This window comes from Paraburkholderia panacisoli (assembly GCF_008369935.1).
In the GTDB taxonomy this organism is placed as follows: Bacteria; Pseudomonadota; Gammaproteobacteria; order Burkholderiales; family Burkholderiaceae; genus Paraburkholderia; species Paraburkholderia panacisoli.
On record NZ_VTUZ01000004.1, the window covers coordinates 1 to 23,978 of the forward strand.

Genomic DNA, 23,978 nt, shown 5'->3' on the forward strand with positions numbered 1-23,978 from the left:
ATGTTTTTTAACGGGATAAATCACCAAAAAGGTGGCGGCCGCTCCCCCTGAGGCTCCTGAGTGTAGCGAAGGCCGGGAGTTTCTGCCTTTCGGGCAGGGGCGTGCCCCTTCGGATGTTTTTTAGCAGTTCATTGGCCTTCTTCAAAATGTCGTGTTGAAGCTGCAACTGCCGGATATCCCGTTGAAGCGACTCGACCTGGCGCTCCAGTTCCTCCCGATCCGGGGCTGGCGACCGATTTTCCTGGCGTTTCATGGATGCTGGAACCTCACGACCGAGTAACTGATTTTTCCAGTTATACAGCGTCGGCCGACTCACGCCTATCTTTTGAGCTACCGTTTGGCCACTATCCTGTCGGGTGCATAGATCAATGACGGCTTTCTGCTTCAACTCCTGGGCGTGTCGACCGCCCGTGGCTTTGCCGACGACGCGCGCCTTTCTTGCAGGGTGTCGTTCATCGAGCCAGGCTGCGAGCGTTACGTCCACAGGGTATCCCAATGCCTTCACGGTCGCGGCCAGGCATCGACCATGGCTTAGATAGTGATCCACGGCAGCCTTCTTTTGCTCGTCCGAATATTTTGGCTTTGAGCAAATACGTGCCGCCGGCAAATCCTGGGATTGCTCGTATATCCGATACCAACGCTCAAGAGCTTTCGTTGTCGGATAACCCAATTGACGAACGGTCATTGTGAGACGCTTACCGAGTCGGATATAGAGTTTGACTGCTCGAATGCGGTCTTCGTACGAATACATGAACTACCTCCGGGTAGTCCAACTTATCCGCCGCACCCCCGGATAAGACATTGTGTTGAGTCAATCCACCCCCCAAGGAATGCAGCGAGGACGGTTATCGCGCACTTGCGCAGAGCGCCGAAAAATAATCAAAGAGAGTTGATTGGTGGCCGACGCTGCACGCAACAGGTGCCTGATTTTTCAAACCAGCGCATCACCGCAGGGCAACTGCTCCTGCAAGGGGCTCGCATTCGAGGCGGAGACGGTCAAAGACCGGGTCATGGGCGCTTGCGCAGATCGGCACGTAACTTGCCTCTTGGCAGTTCGCGTCTGTCCTTGCGTTTCATATTCGACGCCGCATTACGGATTCGATGCGAACGCTGAGTCGGTGTTCGTTTTCTCCGATAGAGGTTTCACACGAGCCCCTTTTTTGTCCGTCAGAACCCGCCGGAGGGCGCTGTTGCGGGACACAGTCGGTGGGGCACACGGCCTGACGAGATAGATCTGCTGCGACTCATCGATAACTTTATGGGCTGTGCGACCCAGGCCAAAGAACATGTGGGTTAAGCTTTGCAGGTTGATAGGAGCGCGCCCAGCCAGGCATCCCCTCAAAAACGGTATATACTGTTTATACCGTATATCGAAGAGGAGATTTTCTATGAGCGAGCCGATTGCCAGGAAGGCGACGAAGAAGAAGTTTCATTTCCCCAAAAGCGATGGCGGCGGGGTAGCAAGCGAAAAAAGCGCAGAGGCTGTGGTGACCGCAGGCTTGAAAAAACGAACTCAAGCCGCAAAAAAGGCGCCGAAGCAACAAGCCGCTGATGTTCCTGAAGCGGCGGCGCCAAGGGCTGCGGCAGAGAGCAAAGTCAAACGCACAAAGAAAGAAAAAGTTGTACGGGATAGCTTTACGATGCCGAAATCGGACTACGAGAAAATTGCGGCGTTGAAGGAGAAGTGTCTCGCGGCCGGAGTGTCGGTGAAGAAGAGTGAAATCTTGCGTGCCGGATTGCTCGTGCTGGAAGCGGCCGCGCCGAAGCGTCTGTTGGCTGCAGTGACCGCGGTCGAGCAGGTAAAGACGGGACGCCCAGCGAAATCGTAAGCGTATGGTTGCGGTTGTCCAGGCGTTGGGAGCCGCTATGTGAGTGGCGACTCTCGAAGGTTTGATGCATGCGCTTTAGCAGCGACAAATATTGGCGCACTTGAGGCTTGAGATTTTTTCGCGCGGCAATGGAGTTGGCTTCGTCACAGAGCCGTTCAAATTTGTCGCGGGCTGGAGCGCCGGGCGACCGCGCAGCCGTCAGGTCCGCAAAATCCCCATCGATAGCCTTGGGCGACTGTGCAGGTTTAGCCGTGTATTCGAACATCTTGCGACGCTCGCTCAGGGCTGCGATAGCCGACTATCGACGCCCCCGTCTGGCATTCCTGCAACTGCGACTGTGACTCGCTGACCTTTTCCCGCTCAGCCGGAAAAACTGGCAAGAGTTTGCGAGTGGACAGCTATGTGCGACGCGTCGCTCAGGAACGGTGCCTATCCAGAATAGGCCGCATCTTCGAGTACAGTTCGCAAATTGAGAATAAAAGCTTCTGCTCGCTGACGGCGACTGGGTGATACTGACGGCCAGCGTGGCGGCAAGGCCAGTACGTCAGCGATGCCTCTGGTTGAGACGCTCGTCGCCAGACGAGCGACCTCCGTTATCTTGACCCAGCTGCAGTGCCTGATCTCGTTGTTAGGCTCAGCCGTCAGTCCCTCGGCAATCTGTGCTGCGAACACGTGGTGACACGTGCGTGTGCCGCTGAAGTTGAACATGTATCGCATGCTGACTGCAGGAAGAAGGGTTTCCTCCATCAACTCGCGAATGGCGGTCTCCTGGAGGCTTTCGCCAAATTTGGCTTTGCCGCCCGGCAGAGACCATCGGGAGCCTTCCCGACTAACCAGCAGAATTCGGGTACCAAGCTGACATACAACGGTCGCTCGTTGTTTCAAGGTGTCTCTTCCATTCGGTTTGTACAGTAAATCGCCGATGCGTTTTGCCGGTCCGATAACGCGCAACGCGCCTGGCTGGATTCGTGACACCTATAATTCGCGGAACAGTGGCAAATGCGGGCTCGCCAGTTTTTCCGACCTTGCTTTGGTGCTTCCGGCGATAGTGGTTCTGAAATGTGACAATTTTGTGGCGCCGAACAACGCCATGCCGATTGATGCTTGGGGCCGCACTGGGCGCGGCGCAGACTCCCCCGACCGTCTTGGCGCCGCACGCTCTGCCGCTTTGAACGGCAGCCGTGAAAGGCATGTCTCATGCCAGCATTAGCTCCGAACTGCGGGACGGCACCACGGACCAGCGAGAGCAGGGGGCTTTGGGTGCGACGCACAACAACACAACGCTGAAGAGGTCTTCAAGCCGTTGCTCGCAAAAAGGCAATTGAAGTGTTCGTGCGCAAGCGCCTGAAGTGCCGCCAGGAACTCGCTGATGGCACCCGAAAAAGAGCGCAAGCGCAGGGTCTGAACAGCCGCGAAGTTGCTGTGATGATCGCAACCAACCGACGTCACCGGCACGACTGCTCCAGACACGCGTGCTTACTTCCCTTTAGATAGAGAGGCGGCGTTCACGGCTTTTCCACTCGGCCTTAGGGGCAGGCGTCCGTGAGCAGCCAGCGGGCAACGACTTCAGGACGGTCCAGCCCATAATGCGCGTACTTAATCTCGTCCTTGCAAGAGACGATGACCGTCCCGCTCATTGCCCTAAAAGTCCCCGCATACTTCTTGCTGTCCAGTTCAATCTCGACGGTTTTGTTTGTTTCGTAATCTTCGACCAACGTGTTATCTCAACAAATAGTCGGGTACGTTAACCCGTTGGGGCGACATCGCCAATGATGATTCGTTGCCGCCTCCCTATGATGCAAGGAATGTCGCCGACCGCCGCTCATATCGCGTTGAGGCTATGTGGCTGTCCGCGATTGCAGATTCTGGCGCACCCGTTTGGCGGCAAACAACGGGACGTAATCCATGATGCGCGCGTCGCGCCTATAGTCCTCGAGTGCTTCAGCGTACATCTTCGACACCAGTTCTTCGTCGTTGTCAGTGGACTCTGCAATCTCGTGGACAATTTTTTCCGGACTGGTCGTCTGCATCAGGCTCTCCGTGATTCAGGTCGGGGCTCTGTATTCAAGAGTATCGCGAGAGCAAATGCCAATAGAAGTTACCAATCGTAGGTCAATACCTTCACCCGAATCTCATCATGAAGGCGCGTAGCTTTCGCGACGCTGTCACATCGACCGTACAACCTTGATTGCGAAAGCGCAGAGCCCGCAGGCCCCACATGCGGCGATGCGCACCTTGAGCGGCCGCGCCGCTCGAACTCCTCGACAAGGTCATGAGATGAGTCCACTTTCCGCGCAGCAGAATTTTCAAAGCCTCTCGCTGAAGGATTTGCTTGAGGCTAGAGACCTGTACCACTGGCATTTGTCCAACAAGGCAAACGTCGTAGGCACGGCGGCGGGTCTCTATCTGATTCGAAAAAGCGAGCCGTGGCCGAGCGACCATGCTGCGGCCAAGGAAGACAGCGCACCCCACGCTAAAGGTATTCGCACGTTCGATAATTCCGAGGTTCGCGCTTATTCGTGGCCGGCAATCATTGTCCTTGTACGTGACTGGGTAGACGCAACCGAATTTGGCCACGGGAAACTCGACCCGGATCATATGGTGCCGCGCACGCTATACATGCCGGACGGACGCGCGGTGCCTGTCTGTCTGTGTGGTTGCGGTGCAAGTGACGAAGCCAGGCGCGAACGCGTCGTCCGATATGCGCTGGCCTGCGACGTATATCGGGGGTGGTTGTCCACTGATCGCTGAAGTGCAAGGTGTCGAGCGTGCAGCGAGCGTGGGTTGCCTTGTCACCGACGGTCATACGACCTACGCACTGACAAACCGGCACGTCTGTGGCGAACCAGGCTCTCCAGTCAAAGCACGAGTGCGCGGCGCAGTAGCGGAAGTGGGCATCGCGTCCGAGCGCCAGTTGACTCGCGAATCCTTCACGGAGGTTTTCCCTGACTTCCCCGGAAGTCGGAGCTACCTCACGCTCGACATCGGCCTTGTGGAAGTTCATGACGTAAATGACTGGTCAAGCCAACCGTTCGGCCTCGAGGGTGATGTCGGAGAAATCGCTGAGCTAAACGAACTGAGTTTGAGCCTGCAACTCATCGACCAATCAGTGACGGCGTTCGGTAGTGCGTCGGGACTTCTGGAAGGAACCATCAAGGCGCTCTTCTATCGGCACAAATCGCTCGCAGGTTACGACTTCGTCTCGCAGTTCCTCATTGCGCCGAAGGCGGGTTTCCCGCAATCACAACCGGGTGACTCCGGTACGGTCTGGTATTTGAAGGCAGGGGCGGACGACAGGCCGAATCTCTACCCGCTCGCAGTCGAATGGGGCGGCCAGGCGCTGCGAGCGGGTAACGGCCAGCGTCTGAATTACGCGTTGGCGACGGGGCTGAGCACAGCGTGTCAGCTGCTCGACGTCGACCTGGTTCGGGACCACAATACCGGCGCCAATCCGTACTGGGGACAAACAGGGCACTACAGTATTGCGTCCGCTGCGATCGAGTGTGTGGAAAATGGTCCGCTGCAGACCTTCCTGAAGGCGAACATCGAGCGCATCAGTTTTCGCCCCAATGAACTGACGCCGGCGCAGATTCGCGAGAAATTGGCTAACGGCGAATTCGTTGAACTGGCGGATGTACCGGACCTCGTGTGGAAAAAGACACCAGACCGTGTGCCTGGGGGGCGGGACTATGCACAGAATGCGGGCCCCGAACATCCGAACCACTACGCCGATATTGACCAACCCGACGGCGACGGCAAGACCCTGCGCGATGCGACGTTAAGCAGTATCGACAACATGAGTGTCTCGGTGTGGTCAAAGTGGTATGAGGACGAAGGAGCGACAGACAGCCGTTCAGAAGGCTTGCTGCCGTTTCGGGTATGGCAGATTTTCGATGAAATGGTCCGTCAGCTCAAGGCGCGGGACGATACGAAATTCCTGTGTGCCGCGGGCGTCCTCGCTCACTATGTAGGCGATGCGTGTCAGCCGCTTCACGGCTCGTACCATTCCGACGGATATCGCGACGCACCGGGTGCAACGGCGAAGAAGTGGCCGGGCAAGGGTGTTCATTCGACGTATGAAGACAAGATGGTAGACCGGCATTCGAGTGACCTGCTGCCGCAGATTCTGCCGCAAGCCAAGGCTTTCACGGGAGAGATTCCTTCCATATCCGCCGGTCGGGACGCGGCGTTTGCCACGGTCAAACTCATGAGTGAGGCTGCAGAAATTCTTCCGCCCAGCACGCTCATCGACAAGTACATCAAGCTGGGCGGCGGCAGCTCAGCGAGGGTAGTCGACGCCCTGTGGGAAGCCTTTGGAAATGACACAGCCAAACTGATGGGAGCTGGAGCCCGCTACCTCGCAGCCATGTGGGAGGCCGCATTCGCAAAAGCGGATACTTCACTGGCTGCCGGCGCACGCGAAATATCGGAAGCGGAACTGGCGAAGGTCTATCAGGACAACGACTTCATGCCCTCGGTGACCTTGGACAAGGTGGCTGCTCTACTCTGAGTGACGTGGTGGAAGCCAGTCCTGGGTCACTCGTTGCAGAGACTGCCTTCACCCACAAGGGTCGGAGAATTACGGCTCGCTGACCGGCCTGCTTGAAGTATCTTTCACCTTGGTATGCCACCCCGAGCGGATTTCAGTCACTGCCGATTCCGGCAGAGGAATGTAGTCCAGGTCCTCCGCAGCACGGTTGCCGTTTGTGAATGCCCAGTCGAAGAACTTCAGCGTTTCCTCGCGATGGTCGACCTTGTCTTGCGTCGCGTGGAGCAACACGAAGGTGGCGCCCACTATCGGCCACGCATCCTTGCCGGGTTCGTTGGTCAGGATTTGCGCGAAAGACTTTGACCAGTCGACCCCGGCGGCGGCCGCCTTGAAGGCCGCCGTCCCTGGCTGGACCACCGCGCCGGAGGCATTCTTCATGGCTGTGTACGCCAGGTGATTCTGCTTGGTGAAGTCCCATGCGACGTAACCGATTGCGCCCGGCAGATGCTGGACGAAAGTGGCCACACCTTCATTACCCCGGCCGCCGGTTCCATGTGGCCACCGCACGGTGGTACCCTCACCAACCCGGCTTTTCCACTCAGGGTTGACCTGCGACAGGTAGTGCGTCCAGATGAGGCTCGTGCCAGAACCATCTGCTCGACGGATTACCGCAATGGCGGCATCCGGCAGCTTCAACGTTGGATTCAATGCGGCGATGGCGGGCGCATTCCAGCTGGTTATTTTGCCGAGGTAGATGTCGCCGAGCACGGGGCCGGACAACGTCAACTCGCCAGGCTTGATCCCTGGAAGATTGACGACCGGCACGACACCACCGACGACAGTCGGGAATTGCAGCAGGTCGTTCTTCTGCAATTGATCGTCAGATAGCGGCGCGTCCGACCCGGCGAAGTCGACTTCGTTTGCCAGGACCTGCTTCAGACCTTCCGAGGAGCCGACACCGTTGAAGGTCACCGTGGCTCCGCCGGACTTCTGATAGGCGCCGGCCCACTTCGTGTAGATGGGAGCAGCGAAGGTGCTGCCAGCACCGGTTATGTTTGTTGCCTTTGCCGCGAAGGCGAGAAGCACCCCAGCAAGGCCGGCAATTAAAGTCGACTTTGGGCTCACGCATGCCTCGCTTCAGATAGTTGTGTGTTTTTTCTACCTTAAGCCAGCGCAGCGGCTAAGGTGTCTCCGTCATCCAGACAATTTCCTACGCACCTTGCGCTGCCGCCTGTCTGGACCGGACCTTGGGCAGTGCAGACGACTATGCTGCGACCGTGCTTGTCGCTATCAGCGGCTTGAACTTCATTACAGGACGGCGGTGCCCGCTTTGCAAATTGAAACGGCCTATCACCCTATACTTTGTCCGCCGTTACTTTGCACATCCTGTGCGAAACGACCTCAGCAGACCGTGGATCCCGGAAAACAATCGCATGCACGCGTTGCGCAGTTTCGGGGCGTCGTCCGAATTGTTCCGGCGCCGGCTATAGGCATAAAGAGCCGTTTATTGTGGAGCGATGTCCCGTTGGACACGGTGAATGTGTTGCTCTACGTAGAATGCCGCTGCGTCGGCGTTACCGGTCACGTCGACTGGAATCGGGTGTCTCCGCTCGCCACGGCACTGGCTGGGGAGCGGAAACCGGCTGCGCCAATTCTGTTCGAGAGCGTCGGATGCGCTGCGTGGGACCTGGCCGCGCTCGAAAACCAACCGCCGGAGAAAAGCTATAGGGGGAATGTTCGATTGGTTTTATTTAATGCCAATAGCCGTCGAGTATTTTTGGAAATTAGATTGTGCCGGGACCAAATTGCGAATAATCTGGTCCTCCCTTAGCCCACTTGGAGTTCGGTATGCGCTGTCTCGCAACAAGCACGGCCGCTTTGCTGGCTGCCAGCTTCGCCTTATCCGCAAGCGCCCAGGTCGTCGTCACCATCGGCCATTCAGCCCCGCTCACCGGGCCCCAGGCACCGAACGGCAAGGATAACGAGAACGGCGCACGTCTGGCCATCGACGAATTGAACAAAAGCGGCGTCACCGTGGCGGGACAAAAGGTGACGTTCAAACTGGACTCGGAAGACGATCAGGCGGACCCGAAGATAGGCGTGCAGGTTGCACAGAAGCTGGTCGACAGTGGCGTTGTTGCGGTTGTTGGGCCGTACAACTCAGGCGTCGCCATTCCCGCGTCGCGCGTCTTCAACGCCGGCGGCGTGCCTATTTTGCCGGTCGCGTCGAATCCGGCCTTGACGAAGCAGGGCTTCAAGAACATTTTCCGTATCGGCGCGAGCGACGAGCAACTCGGCGGCACGATGGGTCAGTTCGCAGCGAAGACGCTGAAGGCAAAAACGGCGGCCGTCATCGACGACCGCACTGCATATGGTCAGGGCGTCGCGGAGCAATTCATCAAGGTAGCAAAAGCAAACGGTATTCAGATCGTCGATCAGGAGTTCACCAATTCATCGGCAACCGACTTTCTTGGGATTCTCACCAACATCAAGGGCAAGAACCCGGATGTGATTTTCTTCGGTGGATACGCAGCGCAAGGTGCGCCGATGGCCAAACAGATGCGTCAGCGCGGGCTTCGCGCCAAACTGCTGGGCGGCGACGGCATCTGCTCGGCGGACATGGGCAAGGTTGCTGGCGATGCGGCGTCCATAGTCTATTGCGCTCAGGGTGGTATCGCGCTTGAGAAGTCGGCTGCGGGGCGCGAGTTCCTGCAGAAGTACAAGGCGGCCTATAACATCGATACGCAGGTCTATGCCGTCAGCTATTACGACGGCGTGAAGCTGCTTGCCGATGCGATGGTGAAGGCGGGAACGACGACCGACAAGGCGAAGCTGACGGCTCAGCTCGCGAAGGAAAACTTCAAAGGTGTCGCCGGCACCTACTCGTTTGACGAGTTTGGTGACCTCAAGGGCGCGCCGACCACTGTCTACGTCATCAAGAACGGCTTGCCCGTTCCGTACGGCGAATAAAGCATCAGATCAACTGACTTCTTCGAAACGAACATGAAAATCTCACGCACCATCTCGACTGTTGAAGTTCACACCGGCGGAGAAGCCTTCCGCATCGTCACCACTGGTCTGCCGCGTCTTCCCGGCGACACCATCGTCAAGCGGCGCGCATGGCTGAAGGAGAATGCCGACGACATCCGCAAAGCCCTGATGTTCGAACCGCGCGGTCATGCAGATATGTACGGTGGTTATCTGACTGAGCCGGTCAGCCCGGAAGCAGACTTCGGCATCATCTTCGTGCACAACGAAGGGTACAGCGACCATTGTGGGCACGGCGTCATTGCGTTGTCCACAGCAGCAGTCGAGCTGGGCTGGGTACAACGTCAGATTCCCGAGACACGCGTCGGTATCGACGCGCCGTGCGGATTCATCGAGGCTTTCGTGCAGTGGGACGGTGAGCATGCTGGCAATGTCCGGTTCGTCAACGTGCCGTCGTTCATCTGGAAGAAGGACGTTACGGTTGAGACGCCGTCATTCGGTTCAGTGACAGGCGATATTGCGTTTGGCGGTGCGTTCTATTTTTACACCGACGGCCAGCCGCACGGTCTTGAAGTTCGTGAGTCGTCGGTCGAGGAACTCATCCGGTTCGGCGCGGAGGTGAAGGCGGCCGCCAACATGGCGTTCCCGGTTGAGCACCCGAATATCCCTGAAATCAACCACATCTACGGCACCATCATTGCTAACGCCCCGCGGCACGCTGGTTCCACACAAGCCAACTGTTGCGTCTTCGCGGACCGTGAGGTTGACCGGTCGCCAACGGGCTCTGGAACGGGTGGTCGGGTAGCGCAGCTTTATTTGCGCGGACAGTTGGGAAAGGGCGAGACGCTGGTGAACGAATCGATTATCGGCACCGTGTTCAAAGGACGCGTTCTGAGCGAAACGACCGTAGGCGACTTCAAGGCTGTCATCCCCGAGGTCGAAGGCAACGCTTTTGTTTGCGGCTTCGCCAACTGGATCGTGGACGAGCGGGACCCGTTGACATACGGGTTCCTCGTCCGATAGGCCGATTGTCGTGGTGGTGCCCAGGTTGGCGCGAGACGCTGAGCTTTCAGGAATTGAGCGGCCCGACGTGGCCGCGTCATAACCCACGTGAGCGGCTGGAGGAGCCGATGCGCGCCGCAAGAACACCACCCAACACGCCGCCGATATGGCTCTGCCACGACAAGCCGGGATAGAGGGGCAGCACGCCGGACAGCATACTCAGACCGAAGCTGCTCACGACGAACAATGCTACGAGTATCGGGACGATTTTGCGGGTGTAGTAACCGCGGGCAACCAGGTAGCCGGCATAGCCGAATACCAGTCCGCTCGCTCCGATGTGTATCGAGTCAGGTGCACCGAATAACCATGCGCAGAGGCCTGCGCCCAGCATCGCGCCCGCGGTCGCCGCCCAGAAGTTCGAGATGCGCGGCCACAGGCACAGCCAACCTAGAACGAGCAATCCGCTTGTATTGGCGGAAATGTGCCCGAGGCTCGCATGCAGCCACGGGGCAAACAGGATGCCTTGCAAGCCGCCGAGCGAACGTGGCACGACGCCGTGCCTGTTCAGATTCAGGAACGGTAATGCGACCGACAGGAAGAACACCGCCCACATCGAGCCGACGAAAAGCGCGAGCAGCGCGACGCGCGCCTTGAGTCGCGCCGCTAGTGTGTGCCTCGCGGCAGTCGGGTCACCAAGCCGTATCGTCGGTTGCGGCATTGTGCGTTACTCCGGACAGTGGACGCCGCGTCGCAGGACAATTGCTTCAGCAAGAAGGTTCCTGATTGCTTGAGCGCAGCATTTGAGTACAGAACGTTACACTCACTTTACCGGGTAAAACAACCATTGACCTAGCAGTCGACCGGTCAAAGGCAGACGCGAGAGAGCGTCGCAAGGCGTCGGACAGCTTCGCCGCCAGTGGCGCGAGAAAATTGCGGCGTCAAGATACCCAGACAAGCCGAACCTTTCGGCCGGCCCACGCCGGCGCATCAAGTTGCTTCCAGAGTGCGCCGATGGAACACCTGGTTTCGTCCAAGACGTTTTGCTTCATACAACGCAGAGTCAGCAAGCTCCAGCAGTTCGCTCGGGTTGATAGTTTCGGCCTCGCTGGTGTGAGCGACCCCAATACTGAGCGTCAGAGCGCCGAGCGGACTTCCTTCGTGCGCCACCGCCAGCCCTTCGATATTGGCTCGAATTCGTTCTGCTGCTTCGACTGCTACGGTATATGAGCAGCCGCTTAGCGCGACGATAAATTCTTCGCCGCCATATCGGGCAAGCAGGTCAGCTTCCCGTATTGCCCGCTTGATGTTATTGCCGACAGTCTTCAGACACTCGTCGCCGGCCGGATGCCCATATATGTCGTTGTACTTCTTGAAGAAGTCGACGTCGATATACAGCACGGCCATCTCCGGAGCGGCCGCAGTTCCAGGTGCCGGTTGAAAATATGCTTTGAATTCGGCGTCAAAATAGCGTCTGTTTCCAAGTCCGGTAAGGCTGTCTACGTAGGCCAACTGCTTCAACTGCTCTTCTTCTGCGCTTCGACGATGTTCTGACAATACGTGGGCATTGATGTCCCTGACGGTGAACGCCATTGCGGCATGTTCGTCAGTCGGTTCGGCGGGCATCGCGGCAATGAAGCTGCGAACCCATATGAACGACTGGTCTCTCCGCCGTAACCGGTACTCTACCGACTCCTCCATGTGCTCCGTAGTCGCTACGGTCATCGCTTGCTTGACGCGCCACCAGTCGTCCTCGTGGACCATGCGCTCTAACTGGCACCCAACCAGTTCGTGGGGTTCGTGTCCAAGGATGTGTCTGACACGGGGGGAGACATACTGGAATTCGCCGTTCGAAGCGAGTTGAATGATGACCTCATCGGAGTGTTCAGCCAGCTGGCGAAATCTGCGATGACCGTCGAGGACCAATCCAACGAGCCGATTGCGTTGAACTTGCATCACCGTGATGGGAAGTGCGACGGACAGGGCGGCTACCGTGAAGACCTGAAGCGCAAGGATACGTTGCTGCATATCGCTGAAAGGGGTCAACCAGAGCGGCCCCATTCCGCGCACGGTCAGTGGCACCGCAATGCTGATGAAAAGGAGGATGCCGAGAAGGACGGTAGAAAGTTCGGCGTGGAACGCAAGGAGAGCGAGCGGGGGAAGAGCCCAGTAAAGCACCGACTGGGTAGTCTGAACGAATATCAAGGCTGTGACGCATCCGACAAGCCCCAGAAGCGCCAGCGACTTTATCCGGTTGCCCGGTTCCAGCAGGCTGCGCCATTCACCCGAGACGATATTCAGGGTCACGGGCGTAAATATCACGAGGCCGAGCGACGCGGATATCACCCAGTTTGAAAATGAAGAGAACGGGTGGGTCGTAAAGACACCTTGGAGCAGCAATACCGCAGCCAATCCGGAAATCAACGGTGCAAGAGCGCCTGCTGCGAACACAAATCGAAGAAACGTCTTCGGGTTGATCAGTTCCTTTGAAGACCTGACCCACGGCAAAAGCCAGGCCGCCGCACACACCTCGACCATACCGCCGGCGGTGAAGGAAAGCGATACGTAAAGGCTTTCGTCGCCCATCAGGTTTGCGGCAAGATTGCCGATGACCCCGCCTGCAAGGATAAACGGCTTGCTGCGACGAGGGACCGCCATCAGGTGTCCGAGCAGGTAGCCGTCCGCTATCCACACAGCAACAATTTCGCCCGCCATGGTCTTGAGTTGGCCACTGATAACAACGAGGCAAAAAGATGCGATTGTCGCAACGACCAGATGATAGAGGCGACGGTCTGCTTCTATCGAGGGCGTACTCATGGCCCGTTCTACTGCTGGCGAATGTGTCGAAGCCGAAAACCGTCCTTCACCCATTTTCCACCTATCTTGTGTTTCGACGTTGCCAGGCGGTGGTGCCCCTGCGGGCCGTCGCTCAAGCTTTCTATGTCAATTGGTTATCGGCGGATGCGTCGTAATCTGAAGGGAGGGGTGACCGCTTGAGTCGCCACGGTGGTCTTGGGCACGGCGCGGCCAGGCGCGTATGTCACGCGGCCGCGGCGGGTCAGTTTCAATTGCGGGAAAACGAGCGCACTCCTCAACGAGGACTCAACCCGCCGCCGATCCGCTTTTGTTATCGCCACCTCCAATACTCGAATTGTTGACGCATCGCGCCGCCCGTATATTGGCTGAACGATCAGCACGGACAGCCGCGAAACAACAACATACAGGCAAGCCCCCAAGGGCGGCCCACAGGAGCACAGCGATGAACAAAATCGATCTGGAGGGGCGCGTCGTCGCCATCACCGGCGGCGCGCGCGGCATCGGCTACGCGGTGGCGCAGCGGGCGCTGAACTCGGGCGCGTCGGTCGCGTTGTGGGACGTCGACGGCGAACGCCTCGCGCGCAGCCAGCGCGAACTCGGCGAGTTGGGCAAGGTCACCGCCATCACGGTCGAGTTGACCGAGGAAGCCGCCGTTGCCCAGGCCGTCGCGCAAACCGTCGCCGAACACGGCGCGCTCGACGTGCTGATCAATTGCGCGGGCATCACCGGCGGCAACGGCGCGACGTGGGAACTGGCGCCCGACATCTGGCGCCGCGTGATCGAAGTCAATCTGATCGGCCCTTATCTCACCTGCCGCGCGGTCGTGCCGCAAATGCTCAAGCAGGGCTACGGCCGGATCGTCAATATCGCATCGGTGGCGGGTAAAGAGGGCAACCCGAACGCATCGCACTACAGTGCGTCGAAGGCGGGTCTGATCGGCTTGACCAAGTCGCTCGGCAAAGAGCTGGCGACCAAAAACATTCTGGTCAACGCAGTCACGCCGGCCGCGGCCAAAACCGAAATCTTCGATTCGATGTCGCAACAGCACATCGACTACATGCTCTCGAAGATTCCGATGAACCGCTTCCTGCTGCCGGAAGAAGCGGCGTCGCTGATCCTGTGGCTGTCGTCCGAGGACTGCGCGTTCAGCACCGGCTCGGTGTTCGATCTTTCTGGTGGTCGCGCGACTTACTGAACGTCTGGCGCGATCCGGGCGGCACCAACGCAACCACCTGCAAGACACCACAGAACAAAAGCGCAGAGCCGCCACGCGCGTGCTCTGTGAAGGAGACGACATGGACCCGCACGCGTGTGTTTCACGTCAGGGGTTCGCCAGCAACGCATCGCGCCGCAAGCTCGCGCGTCCCGTGTCGAACGCAGCGCTCGCGCTGATGAACGACAAGTGGTCGCGCTGCTGCCCGCCCTCGCGCGTCTTCCCGGAACTTACTGCATCGCGCCTGCCAGGCGCATTGTCGACTGCACGTTCGACACATCCCTAACGGAGCTCCTTTCATGGCCATGCCTACTATCCGGCACGTGCGTGCCTTCATCGTTCGCGGCGGCGGTGCGGACTATCACGATCAGCCCGGCGGACACTGGATCGACGATCACATCGCCACGCCGATGGCGCGCTATCCCGAGTATCGCCAAAGCCGCCAGTCGTTCGGTATCAACGTGCTCGGCACGCTGGTGGTGGAGATCGAGGCGAGCGACGGCACGGTCGGCTTCGCGGTGACGACGGGCGGTGAAATCGGCGCGTTCATCGTCGAGAAACATCTCGCGCGCTTTCTCGAAGGGCAGCTCGTCACCGACATCGAGAAGATGTGGGATCAGATGTACTTCGCGACGCTGTACTACGGGCGTAAAGGCGTGGTGCTGAATACGATCTCGGGCGTCGATCTCGCGTTGTGGGATCTGCTTGCGAAAGTGCGCAAGGAGCCGGTGTACCAGTTGCTGGGCGGCCCGGTGCGCGACGAACTCGTGTTCTACGCGACCGGCGCGCGGCCCGATCTGGCGAAGGAGATGGGGTTCATCGGCGGCAAGATGCCGCTGCAGCATGGTCCCGCGGAAGGTGAAGAGGGTCTGCGGCAGAACCTGGAGAAGCTCGCCGACATGCGCGGGCGCGTCGGCGACGACTTCTGGCTGATGTACGACTGCTGGATGAGCCTCGACGTGCGGTACGCGACGCGGCTCGCGCAGGGGGCGCACGAATACGGCCTGAAATGGATCGAAGAGTGTCTGCCGCCCGACGACTACTGGGGTTACGCCGAACTGCGCCGCAACGTGCCACGCGGCATGATGGTGTCCACCGGCGAGCACGAGGCGACGCGCTGGGGCTTTCGCATGCTGCTGGAGATGCAATGCTGCGATCTGATCCAGCCGGACGTGGGCTGGTGCGGCGGCATCACCGAGCTGATCAAGATCTCCGCGCTCGCCGATGCGCACAATGTGATGGTGGTGCCGCATGGGTCGTCGGTGTACAGCTATCACTTCGTCGTCACGCGGCACAACTCGCCGTTCTCCGAGTTTCTGATGATGGCGCCCAAGGCCGACGAAGTCGTGCCGATGTTTACGCCGCTGCTGCTCGACGAGCCGGTGCCCGTCAATGGACGGATGAAGGTGCCCGACACGCCGGGGTTCGGCGTGCGGTTGAATCCGGAGTGTGCGTTGGTGCGGCCGTATCCGCGCTGATCGTGTGTTGCTTTGCGCGGACTCGCGTCGAGCCGACTCCGCGCGAGTCCGCTTTCAATCGCGCGCACCAGAGCGGCTACCGCTTGCAGTATTGATGACCCAGCAAAGGAGAATGACGTGCTGCTCAAGGACAAGGTCGTGATCGTCACCGGCGGCTCGCGCGGCATCGGCCGCGCGATAGCCGTAGCATGCGCCGCCGAAGGCGCGGACGTGGCGATCAACTACTGGGGCGATAACGACGCATCCTATGGACGCCGCTCCGCCGTCGCGGAAGTGGTCGGCGAAATCGAGGCACTGGGGCGGCGCGCGATCGCGGTGGAAGGCAACGTCGCCGCGCGCGACACGGGGCAGGAACTGGTGCGCCACACCGTCGAAGCGTTCGGCAAAGTCGACGTGCTCGCCAGCAATGCCGGCATCTGCCCGTTCCACGCGTTTCTCGACATGCCGCCGGACGTGCTGGAGTCGACGGTGGGGGTCAATCTGAATGGTGCGTTCTACGTCACGCAAGCCGCCGCGCAGCAGATGAAGAAGCAGGGCACGGGCGGCGCGATCGTCGCGACGAGTTCGATCAGCGCATTAGTGGGCGGCGGCATGCAGACGCACTACACGCCCACCAAAGCGGGCGTGCATTCGCTGATGCAGTCGTGCGCGATCGCATTGGGGCCGTACGGCATTCGCTGCAATTCGGTGATGCCCGGCACGATCGCGACCGACCTGAATGCGCAAGATCTCGCCGACGAAACGAAGAAAGCCTACTTCGAGAAGCGCATTCCGCTGGGCCGCCTGGGCCGTCCGGAAGATGTCGCCGATTGCGTGGTGTTCCTTGCGTCGGACCGCGCGCGCTATGTGACAGGCGCCGCGTTGCTGGTGGACGGCGGCCTGTTCGTCAATCTGCAATAACGCGCGATGCCGATGTCAATGCACCGGAGCCGGCGCGCTCAGCGAATCCGCTGCGGACGAAGCGCCGAGCGCGGCGTCGTCGCGGGCGAGCTTGCGCGAGAACCCGCGCAGCAGCTCGATGAAGCGCAGCGCCGGTTCGGCGAGCGCTTCTTCCTTGCGCGTGAGAATGCCGAAGCCGGCAAGGCTCTTGCCGATCTCGAGCGGCAACGCGACCAGCAGCTTGCCTCGCACATGATCGCGCACCACCGACTCGGGCAGCATCGCGACCGCGTCGTAATTCTCGAGCAACTGCAGCGTCGCGAAGATCGACGCGCACTCGGTCAGGTTCACCGGTGTCGCGAGTCCCGCACGCGCGAGCTCTTCCTCGAACAGCACGCGCGCCGGACTGGTGACGGGCTGCGCGACCCACGGCCAGTCGACCAGCTCGGGCAACGTGATGCGCGCGCGCTGCGCGAGCGGATGCACCGAACGCACGACCAGCAGCAGGGTTTCGCGCGCGAGCGGTTCGAAACTGAAGTCGTTGTGTTGCAGCGGACTGGTCAGGCGGCCGAGCGCCAGATCCACTTCGCGGCGATGCAGCAACTGGACGACCTGGTCGCTGGTTTCGCCGAGAATGCGCACGTTGAGCAACGGGCTTTCAGTTTTCAGCGCGGCCACCGACATGGCCAGCAGATCGGGCGCGGCGCCCATGATCGCGCCGACGGTCAGTTGCCCGTGACCGCCGCGCCGTTTCACGTCGAGGTCTTCGGCGAAACGGGTCAACTCGGCCAGCGCGCGCCGCGCATAAGCCAGCGTGACGACCCCGAGCGGCGTGGGCGTCATGCCGCGCGCGTTGCGCTCGAACAGCAGGAAGCCGAACGCTTCTTCGATATCACCGAGCATGCGGCTCGCGCTCGGCTGGGCGACGTTGACGGCTTCGGCGGCTTGATGGAGATTGCGCGTGTCGTCGAGCGCGACGAGCAGCGCGAGATGCTTGAACTTGAGCCGGTTGACGAGTGCGACGGCAGCAGAGTATTGGCTCATGGTCCGGGTGCGATTCGGTTTGTGGATCGCCCAATCCCAACAACGGATTGAGATGCTATCGACGCAGGAATTATAGTCGCATCAGACGCTTCTACGCTGCGCAAAGAAAGCGCCCGAATACGACGGGAGACAGGCCGCAATGGAAACAATCGCTTTCCGCATGGTGCTCAACCCCGGCATGCGCGAGGAATACGAACGACGTCACGCGCAGATCTGGCCCGAACTGGTTGACGCATTGCACAACGCGGGTGTGCGTGAGTACCGGATTTTCTTCGACCCGGACTCGAACTATCTTTTCGCCGTGCTGACGCGCACGCGCCATCACACCATGGACCAGTTGCCGCAAGTCGACGTGATGCGCAAATGGTGGGATTACATGGCCGACATCATGCAGACGGCGCCGGATCATGCGCCGCTTCAGCAATCGCTCGAACCGGTCTTTCATCTGAATTCGCTGAGCTGACAGTTTGCCGCGTGATCACGCTGGCTGACTTCGTAGTGACCTTCACTGGACGGAGTGTGCTGCATGCAGGTTGTCGATTCGCATATCCATCTGTGGGATCTGAAGACGCATCGCTATCCGTGGCTGGAAAATCCGGGCGTGTCGTTCGTGGGCGACGCGCGCGATCTGAAGCACGACTACTTGCTCGACGATCTGCTGCGCGAAGCCGGCGACATCGAGGTGCTGAAACTGGTGCACGTCGAAGCGAATCACGATCCCGCCGATCCGGTCGAAGAGACGCGCTGGCTGCAGTCGATTGCAGAGCGCGAGGAATCGCGCGGGATGCCGAACGCGATCGTCGCCGCCGTCGATCTGTCCGCGCCGAATGCGCCCGCCGTGCTCGAATCACACGCGTCGTTCGCCAATACCCGTGGCATCCGGCAGATCCTGAATGTGCATGAGAACCGGCTATTCGACTACGTCGGCCGGCACTTCATGCGCGAGCCGCAATGGCGCGAACACTTCGCGCTGCTGCGCCGCTACGACATGTCGTTCGATCTGCAACTGTACCCGTCACAGATGGAGGAAGCCGCCGCGCTGGCGCGCGCTCACGGCGATACGCAATTCATCGTCAACCATGCGGGCATGTTCGTGGACCGCAGCAGTGTCGCCGGGTATCGCGCGTGGCGCGACGGGATGCGCCTGCTCGCGGGTTGCAGGAACGTCGCGGTGAAGATCAGCGGACTCGCGATGTTCGATCATCGCTGGACCGTCGAAAGCCTGCGGCCCTATGTGCTCGAAACGATCGATGCGTTCGGCGTCGAGCGCGCGATGTTTGCGTCGAATTTTCCGGTCGACCGGCTGTTCGGTTCTTATGCGGACCTGTGGCATGCGTATGCGTCGATTGTCGACGGCGCGAGCGTCGCCGAAAAGGAAGCGCTGTTTCGCCATAACGCGGAACGCTGCTATCGCATCTGAGGCCGCTGACGCACCCCCGAACGCGAACAAGAAATGTAGGAGACAGGCAGTGCAGCAATCCAGATCCGCAACGCCCAGGCTCGAACTGCGGCACGCGAGTAAATCATTCGGCCGCGTACGCGCGTTGTCCGACGGCGATCTCGCGCTGTGGCCGGGCGAAGTGCATGCGCTGCTCGGCGAGAACGGCGCTGGCAAGTCGACGCTCGTGAAGATTCTCGCCGGCGTGCATCAGCCGGATACCGGCGAACTGCTGGTGGACGGCGCGCCGCGCCGCTTCGCGACGCCCGCCGAAGCGCGCGACGCCGGGCTCGCGGTCATCTATCAGGAACCCACGCTGTTCTTCGATCTGTCGATTGCGGAAAACATCTTCATGGGACGGCAGCCGGTCGACCGCATCGGCCGCATTCAATACGACGCGATGCGCCGCGAAGTGGACGGCCTGCTGGCTTCGCTCGGCGTCGATCTGCGCGCGGATCAGCTGGTGCGCGGTTTGTCGATCGCCGATCAGCAGGTGATCGAAATCGCCAAAGCGCTGTCGTTGAACGCCAACGTGCTGATCATGGACGAGCCGACCGCCGCGCTGTCGCTGCCCGAAGTAGAGCGGCTCTTCGCGATCGTGCGCAAGCTGCGCGAGCGCGACGTCGCGATTCTGTTCATCACGCACCGGCTCGACGAAGTATTCACGCTGACACAACGCGTGACGATCATGCGCGACGGCGCGAAAGTGTTCGACGGCCTGACCGCCGATCTCACCACCGAGTCGATCGTCGCGAAGATGGTCGGCCGCGATCTGGAGACGTTCTATCCGAAGGCCGACCTTCCGCCGGGCGAAGTGCGGCTGTCGGTGCGCGGCCTCACGCGCGTGGGCGTCTTCAAGGACATTTCCTTCGACGTGCGCGCCGGCGAAATCGTTGCGCTGGCCGGCCTCGTCGGCGCGGGGCGCAGTGAAGTCGCGCGGGCGATCTTCGGCATCGATCCGCTCGATGCGGGCGAAGTCTGGCTCGGCGGCGAGCGTCTGACGACGGGGCGGCCCGCCGCCGCGGTGCGCGCCGGCCTCGCGCTGGTGCCGGAAGACCGGCGCCAGCAGGGGCTCGCGCTGGAGCTGAGCATCGCCCGCAACGCATCGATGACGGTGCTCGGACGGCTCGTCAGGCACGGCCTGATCTCCACGCGCAGCGAGACGCAACTCGCCAGCGAATGGGGTACACGTCTGCGCCTGAAAGCGGGCGATCCCAGTGCGCCGGTCGGCACGTTGTCGGGCGGCAACCAGCAGAAGGTCGTGCTCGGCAAGTGGCTCGCCACCGGCCCGAAGGTGCTGATCATCGACGAACCGACGCGCGGCATCGACGTCGGCGCGAAGGCCGAGGTGTATCGCGCGTTGGCCGAACTGGTGAGCGAAGGCATGGCCGTGCTGATGATTTCGAGCGAATTGCCTGAAGTGCTCGGCATGGCCGACCGCGTGCTGGTGATGCACGAGGGACGTATCAGCGCGGATATAGCGCGCGCCGACGCCGACGAGGAGCGCATCATGGGCGCCGCGCTCGGTCAATCGCTTCCACCGTTGGGACACGCCGCATGATGCGCCATTCCTCGACTCATCCCGCACCGGTTCAACCGCCGCTGCCCAAGCGCTCCGCCAGCACGCCGGGCGGTTTCGCCGCGAGCATCGCGAAGAGCCGCGAGACCACGCTCTTCGTCGTGCTGATTCTGTTGATCGTCGGCACGGGGCTGGCGAAACCGCAGTTTCTGAATCTGCAGAATCTGCGCGACGTGCTGCTGAACGTGTCGATCATCAGCTTGCTGACGGCCGGCATGACGGTGGTGATCCTGATGCGGCATATCGATCTGTCGGTCGGCTCGACGGTCGGCATTAGCGCATATGCGGTCGGCAGCCTGTACGTCGCGTTTCCGCACATGCCGGTGCTCGTCGCGCTGGCGGCCGGGCTCGTCATCGGTCTCGTGGCGGGCGGCATCAACGCGCTGCTGGTCGCGGTCGGGCGCGTGCCGTCGCTGGTGGCGACGCTGTCCACGCTGTACATCTTTCGCGGCGCGGATTACGCGTGGGTGCACGGCGGCCAGATCAACGCGACCAGTCTGCCCGACGCGTATTCGCGGCTCGCGACCGGCACGCTGCTCGGCATCCCCAACCTCGCGCTGATCGCGCTCGTCGTGCTGGTCGGCCTCGCGGTGTATCTGAAGCAGTTTCGCGGCGGCCGCGAGCACTACGCGATCGGCTCGAATCCGGAAGCGGCGCGCCTCGCCGGCGTGAACGTCGAGCGGCGCGTGATGTCGGGCTTTCTGTTGTCGGGGGCGATTGCCGGTTTCGCGGGCGCGTTGTGGCTGGCCCGTTTCGGCACCGTCGACGCCAGCACCGCGAAGGGCATCGAATTGCAGGTGGTCGCGGCGGCGGTAGTCGGCAGTGTCGCGATCACGGGGGGCGTCGGCACGATTCTCGGCGCCACGCTCGGCGCGCTGGTGCTCGGTGTGATCAGCATCGCTCTGGTGGTGCTGCACGTGTCGCCGTTCTGGGAGCAGGCGATCGAAGGCGCGCTGATCGTCGCCGCGATTACGGCCGATACCTTGCTGGCCCGCTCCGTCGCCAAACGCATGATGAGGAAACGCGATCATGGCTAAACCCGATTCCGCGCTGCTCACGCGCAAACGCGAAACCCCGTTGCAATGGGAAGTGCTGCTGGTGATCGTGCTGATTCTGTCGCTCGGGCTGGGACGCTGGCTGTCGCCGGTGTTCCTCACCGGTGCGAATCTGAGCAATGTGCTGGCCGATCTGACCGAGATCGCGTTGATGGCGCTGCCGATGACCTTAATCATCGTCGCCGCCGAAATCGATCTGTCGGTGGCGTCGGTGCTGGGCGCGTCGAGCGCGTTGATGGGCGTGCTATGGCATATGGGCTTGCCGATGCCGGTCGTGATCGTCCTCGTGCTGATTGCCGGCGCGCTGGCCGGGCTGCTGAACGGGCTCGTGATCGTCAAGCTCAACCTGCCTTCGCTCGCGGTGACGATCGGCACGCTGGCGCTGTTTCGCGGCCTCGCGTATGTGCTGCTCGGTGACCAGGCGGTGGCGGATTTCCCGGCCGCCTATACGGCGTTCGGCATGGACACGCTCGGCGCGAGTTTCATTCCGTTGCCGTTCGTGATCGTGATCGTCGGCGCGGTGCTGTTCACCGTGCTGCTGCAGTCCACCGCGTTCGGCCGCAGCCTGTACGCGATCGGCGCGAATCCGACCGCCGCGGCGTTCTCCGGTATCGAAGTGACGAAGATCAGGCTGCGCCTGTTCGTGCTGTCCGGCGTGATGAGCGCGCTGGCGGGCATTGTCTACACGCTGCGCTTCACCAGTGCGCGCGGTGATAACGGCGAAGGCTTCGAGCTGTCGGTGATCGCGGCGGTGCTGTTCGGCGGCGTGAGCATCTTCGGCGGACGCGGTTCGATGATCGGCGTGCTGCTGTCGCTGCTGATCATCGGCGTGCTGAAAAACGCGTTGACGCTCGACGACGTGTCCAGCGAAACGCTGACCATCGTCACCGGCGTGCTGCTGCTGGCCTCGGTGCTGATTCCGAATCTGGTCGCCCGGTGGCGCGCGGCGCGTGACCGGCGCTTCATCGCGAAGTCCGCTTCTTTATAACGTCGTCTTAAAGCTGTCAACGAAGAGAAAGTCCAACAACCGATAACCCGGACATCACCACGTCCAACAACAAGGCAGGAGACACTTCATGTTCAAACCTCTTCTACGTCACACCGGCACCGCCGCGCTTTGCGCCGCCTTGCTCGCGGTCAGTTGCGCGGTGTCCGCCGCGGACCTGAAAAGCGGCCTGAAGATCGCGTTCGTACCGAAGCAGATCAACAACCCGTATGAAGTGATCGCCGACGACGGCGGCATGGCCGCGATCAAGGAATTCGGCGGCGTGGGCAAGGTGGTGGGGCCGTCGGACGCGGGTGCGTCGTCGCAGGTGCAGTACATCAACACGCTGATCACGCAGCACCAGGACGCGATCGTGATCGCGGCCAACGACGCGAATGCGGTGGTGCCGTATCTGAAGAAAGCGATGGGGCAAGGCATCAAGGTCGTGACCTTCGACTCCGACACGGCGCCCGAGGGCCGCCAGTTGTTCGTGAACCAGGCGAACGCGGAAGGCATTGGCCGTGGTCAGGTGCAACTGGTGTCGAAACTGATGGGCGGCGAGGGCGAGTTCGCGGTGCTGTCGGCCACGCCGAACGCGACCAATCAGAACACGTGGATCAAGTGGATGCAGGAGGAGTTGAAGAAGCCGGAGTATTCGAAGATCAAGCTCGTGAAGATCGCCTACGGCAACGATGACGATCAGAAATCGTTCGTCGAAACGCAGGGCTTGTTGCAGGCGTATCCGAATCTGAAGGCGATCGTCGCGCCGACCACGGTCGGCATTGCCGCGGCCGCGCGCTATATCTCATCGTCGTCGAGCAAGGGCAAGGTCGCCGTGACCGGCCTCGGCACGCCGAACCAGATGCGCGCGTTCGTGAAGAACGGCACCGTGACCGCGTTCCAGTTGTGGGACCCGAACCAGCTCGGCTACCTGGCAGCTTATGCGGCGGCGGCACTGTCCTCGGGCAAGATCAGCGGCAAGGAAGGCGAATCGTTCGATGCCGGCAAGCTCGGCAAGCGCACGATCGGGCCGCAAGGCGAAATCATTCTCGGACCGCCGACCACCTTCGACGCGAGCAATATCGACAACTTCAACTTCTAGCCGGGCGGGCATGATGTCCGCACGGACATCATGGGGGTAGCGAGTCAGTGAATGAGACGCGCGGGCCGCAACGACCGCCCGCG

At 60.8% G+C, this 23,978-nt stretch carries 21 protein-coding genes and 2 pseudogenes; 14 read left to right on the forward strand and 9 right to left on the reverse strand.

What is annotated here, in order from left to right:
• Positions 1-118: 118 nt before the first annotated feature.
• Positions 119-751, reverse strand: a pseudogene (locus FVF58_RS06905) (IS3 family transposase); the annotation flags it as partial.
• Positions 752-1,388: 637 nt separating this feature from the next.
• Between FVF58_RS06905 and FVF58_RS06910 the strand changes: the two are divergent.
• Positions 1,389-1,829, forward strand: coding sequence for a hypothetical protein (locus FVF58_RS06910; protein WP_149669168.1), 441 nt, complete (start codon positions 1,389-1,391; stop codon positions 1,827-1,829).
• A 429-nt stretch (positions 1,830-2,258) separates the two neighbouring features.
• Here FVF58_RS06910 and FVF58_RS06920 read toward each other — a convergent pair whose 3' ends face one another.
• From FVF58_RS06920 to FVF58_RS06930, 3 genes are all read right to left on the reverse strand, one after another.
• The gene (locus tag FVF58_RS06920) at positions 2,259-2,804 is read right to left on the reverse strand and encodes an NUDIX hydrolase (protein ID WP_246216965.1); all 546 of its coding nucleotides are present in this window, start codon (positions 2,802-2,804) and stop codon (positions 2,259-2,261) included.
• Positions 2,805-3,355: 551 nt separating this feature from the next.
• On the reverse strand, positions 3,356-3,544 hold the full coding sequence (locus FVF58_RS06925) for a hypothetical protein (RefSeq protein ID WP_149669169.1): 189 nt from the start codon (positions 3,542-3,544) through the stop codon (positions 3,356-3,358).
• A gap of 123 nt (positions 3,545-3,667) precedes the next feature.
• The gene (locus tag FVF58_RS06930) at positions 3,668-3,859 is read right to left on the reverse strand and encodes a DUF3562 domain-containing protein (protein ID WP_149669170.1); all 192 of its coding nucleotides are present in this window, start codon (positions 3,857-3,859) and stop codon (positions 3,668-3,670) included.
• A gap of 247 nt (positions 3,860-4,106) precedes the next feature.
• Between FVF58_RS06930 and FVF58_RS52540 the strand changes: the two genes are divergently transcribed.
• Complete coding sequence (locus tag FVF58_RS52540; RefSeq protein ID WP_246216966.1) at positions 4,107-4,580, forward strand: hypothetical protein; 474 nt, start codon at positions 4,107-4,109, stop codon at positions 4,578-4,580.
• 139 nt (positions 4,581-4,719) lie between these two features.
• The gene (locus tag FVF58_RS06935) at positions 4,720-6,339 is read left to right on the forward strand and encodes a Nal1-like putative serine protease (RefSeq protein WP_246216967.1); all 1,620 of its coding nucleotides are present in this window, start codon (positions 4,720-4,722) and stop codon (positions 6,337-6,339) included.
• Between the two features lie 69 nt (positions 6,340-6,408).
• Here the strand turns inward: FVF58_RS06935 and pstS are convergent, their stop codons facing one another.
• Positions 6,409-7,443: a phosphate ABC transporter substrate-binding protein PstS gene (gene pstS / locus FVF58_RS06940; protein ID WP_149669171.1), complete on the reverse strand. Its 1,035-nt coding sequence runs from the start codon at positions 7,441-7,443 to the stop codon at positions 6,409-6,411.
• A gap of 379 nt (positions 7,444-7,822) precedes the next feature.
• Positions 7,823-7,903 (reverse strand): annotated as a pseudogene (locus tag FVF58_RS06945) (GntR family transcriptional regulator); the annotation flags it as partial.
• A 263-nt stretch (positions 7,904-8,166) separates the two neighbouring features.
• On the opposite strand from FVF58_RS06945, the gene FVF58_RS06955 reads away from it, so the two are divergent.
• On the forward strand, positions 8,167-9,288 hold the full coding sequence (locus FVF58_RS06955; protein WP_149669172.1) for a branched-chain amino acid ABC transporter substrate-binding protein: 1,122 nt from the start codon (positions 8,167-8,169) through the stop codon (positions 9,286-9,288).
• A gap of 33 nt (positions 9,289-9,321) precedes the next feature.
• Positions 9,322-10,329: a trans-3-hydroxy-L-proline dehydratase gene (lhpH, locus tag FVF58_RS06960; RefSeq protein ID WP_149669173.1), complete on the forward strand. Its 1,008-nt coding sequence runs from the start codon at positions 9,322-9,324 to the stop codon at positions 10,327-10,329.
• A gap of 76 nt (positions 10,330-10,405) precedes the next feature.
• Here the strand turns inward: lhpH and FVF58_RS06965 are convergent, their stop codons facing one another.
• Together FVF58_RS06965 and FVF58_RS06970 are read right to left on the reverse strand one after the other, a co-directional pair.
• Positions 10,406-11,026 (reverse strand): rhomboid family intramembrane serine protease, encoded by a 621-nt coding sequence (locus tag FVF58_RS06965; protein ID WP_149669174.1) that lies wholly within the window; start codon positions 11,024-11,026, stop codon positions 10,406-10,408.
• A gap of 269 nt (positions 11,027-11,295) precedes the next feature.
• Positions 11,296-13,122: a sensor domain-containing diguanylate cyclase gene (locus tag FVF58_RS06970; RefSeq protein WP_246216968.1), complete on the reverse strand. Its 1,827-nt coding sequence runs from the start codon at positions 13,120-13,122 to the stop codon at positions 11,296-11,298.
• A 442-nt stretch (positions 13,123-13,564) separates the two neighbouring features.
• Between FVF58_RS06970 and FVF58_RS06975 the strand changes: the two genes are divergently transcribed.
• The 3 genes from FVF58_RS06975 to lra1 all read left to right on the forward strand — a co-directional run bounded on the left by FVF58_RS06975 (position 13,565) and on the right by lra1 (position 16,713).
• Positions 13,565-14,317, forward strand: a complete 753-nt coding sequence (locus tag FVF58_RS06975; RefSeq protein WP_149669176.1) for an SDR family NAD(P)-dependent oxidoreductase — start codon at positions 13,565-13,567, stop codon at positions 14,315-14,317.
• Between the two features lie 317 nt (positions 14,318-14,634).
• Positions 14,635-15,813 carry an L-rhamnonate dehydratase gene (gene rhmD / locus FVF58_RS06980; RefSeq protein WP_149669177.1) on the forward strand — a complete coding sequence of 393 codons (1,179 nt, stop codon included), beginning with the start codon at positions 14,635-14,637 and terminating at the stop codon, positions 15,811-15,813.
• A 117-nt stretch (positions 15,814-15,930) separates the two neighbouring features.
• On the forward strand, positions 15,931-16,713 hold the full coding sequence (gene lra1 / locus FVF58_RS06985) for an L-rhamnose 1-dehydrogenase Lra1 (RefSeq protein WP_149669178.1): 783 nt from the start codon (positions 15,931-15,933) through the stop codon (positions 16,711-16,713).
• Positions 16,714-16,728: 15 nt separating this feature from the next.
• Here lra1 and FVF58_RS06990 read toward each other — a convergent pair whose 3' ends face one another.
• Entirely contained in the window at positions 16,729-17,736 is a 1,008-nt protein-coding gene (locus tag FVF58_RS06990) for a LysR family transcriptional regulator (protein ID WP_149669179.1), read from the reverse strand.
• A 139-nt stretch (positions 17,737-17,875) separates the two neighbouring features.
• Here FVF58_RS06990 and rhaM point away from each other — a divergent pair, with 139 nt between their 5' ends.
• From rhaM to rhaS, 6 genes are all read left to right on the forward strand, one after another.
• The gene (gene rhaM, locus FVF58_RS06995; protein ID WP_149669180.1) at positions 17,876-18,199 is read left to right on the forward strand and encodes an L-rhamnose mutarotase; all 324 of its coding nucleotides are present in this window, start codon (positions 17,876-17,878) and stop codon (positions 18,197-18,199) included.
• A gap of 63 nt (positions 18,200-18,262) precedes the next feature.
• Positions 18,263-19,156 (forward strand): amidohydrolase family protein, encoded by an 894-nt coding sequence (locus FVF58_RS07000; RefSeq protein ID WP_149669181.1) that lies wholly within the window; start codon positions 18,263-18,265, stop codon positions 19,154-19,156.
• 49 nt (positions 19,157-19,205) lie between these two features.
• Entirely contained in the window at positions 19,206-20,735 is a 1,530-nt protein-coding gene (locus tag FVF58_RS07005) for a sugar ABC transporter ATP-binding protein (RefSeq protein ID WP_149669182.1), read from the forward strand.
• Positions 20,732-21,790 (forward strand): ABC transporter permease, encoded by a 1,059-nt coding sequence (locus FVF58_RS07010; RefSeq protein ID WP_149669183.1) that lies wholly within the window; start codon positions 20,732-20,734, stop codon positions 21,788-21,790. The genes FVF58_RS07005 and FVF58_RS07010 overlap by 4 nt, the downstream gene beginning before the upstream one ends.
• Complete coding sequence (locus FVF58_RS07015) at positions 21,783-22,796, forward strand: ABC transporter permease (RefSeq protein WP_149669184.1); 1,014 nt, start codon at positions 21,783-21,785, stop codon at positions 22,794-22,796. The genes FVF58_RS07010 and FVF58_RS07015 overlap by 8 nt, the downstream gene beginning before the upstream one ends.
• A gap of 88 nt (positions 22,797-22,884) precedes the next feature.
• Positions 22,885-23,895 (forward strand): rhamnose ABC transporter substrate-binding protein, encoded by a 1,011-nt coding sequence (gene rhaS, locus FVF58_RS07020; RefSeq protein WP_149669185.1) that lies wholly within the window; start codon positions 22,885-22,887, stop codon positions 23,893-23,895.
• Positions 23,896-23,978 lie beyond the last annotated feature (83 nt).

Bases quoted from the DNA above. Each gene is read 5' to 3' on its own strand.
- FVF58_RS06910 (WP_149669168.1), top strand. From the start codon at position 1,389: ATGAGCGAGCCGATTGCCAGGAAGGCGACGAAGAAGAAGTTTCATTTC.
- FVF58_RS06930 (WP_149669170.1), bottom strand. From the start codon at position 3,859: ATGCAGACGACCAGTCCGGAAAAAATTGTCCACGAGATTGCAGAGTCC.
- FVF58_RS52540 (WP_246216966.1), top strand. From the start codon at position 4,107: ATGAGTCCACTTTCCGCGCAGCAGAATTTTCAAAGCCTCTCGCTGAAG.
- FVF58_RS06955 (WP_149669172.1), top strand. From the start codon at position 8,167: ATGCGCTGTCTCGCAACAAGCACGGCCGCTTTGCTGGCTGCCAGCTTC.
- lhpH (WP_149669173.1), top strand. From the start codon at position 9,322: ATGAAAATCTCACGCACCATCTCGACTGTTGAAGTTCACACCGGCGGA.
- FVF58_RS06965 (WP_149669174.1), bottom strand. From the start codon at position 11,026: ATGCCGCAACCGACGATACGGCTTGGTGACCCGACTGCCGCGAGGCAC.
- FVF58_RS06970 (WP_246216968.1), bottom strand. From the start codon at position 13,122: ATGAGTACGCCCTCGATAGAAGCAGACCGTCGCCTCTATCATCTGGTC.
- FVF58_RS06975 (WP_149669176.1), top strand. From the start codon at position 13,565: ATGAACAAAATCGATCTGGAGGGGCGCGTCGTCGCCATCACCGGCGGC.
- rhmD (WP_149669177.1), top strand. From the start codon at position 14,635: ATGGCCATGCCTACTATCCGGCACGTGCGTGCCTTCATCGTTCGCGGC.
- FVF58_RS06990 (WP_149669179.1), bottom strand. From the start codon at position 17,736: ATGAGCCAATACTCTGCTGCCGTCGCACTCGTCAACCGGCTCAAGTTC.
- rhaM (WP_149669180.1), top strand. From the start codon at position 17,876: ATGGAAACAATCGCTTTCCGCATGGTGCTCAACCCCGGCATGCGCGAG.
- FVF58_RS07000 (WP_149669181.1), top strand. From the start codon at position 18,263: ATGCAGGTTGTCGATTCGCATATCCATCTGTGGGATCTGAAGACGCAT.
- FVF58_RS07010 (WP_149669183.1), top strand. From the start codon at position 20,732: ATGATGCGCCATTCCTCGACTCATCCCGCACCGGTTCAACCGCCGCTG.
- FVF58_RS07015 (WP_149669184.1), top strand. From the start codon at position 21,783: ATGGCTAAACCCGATTCCGCGCTGCTCACGCGCAAACGCGAAACCCCG.
- rhaS (WP_149669185.1), top strand. From the start codon at position 22,885: ATGTTCAAACCTCTTCTACGTCACACCGGCACCGCCGCGCTTTGCGCC.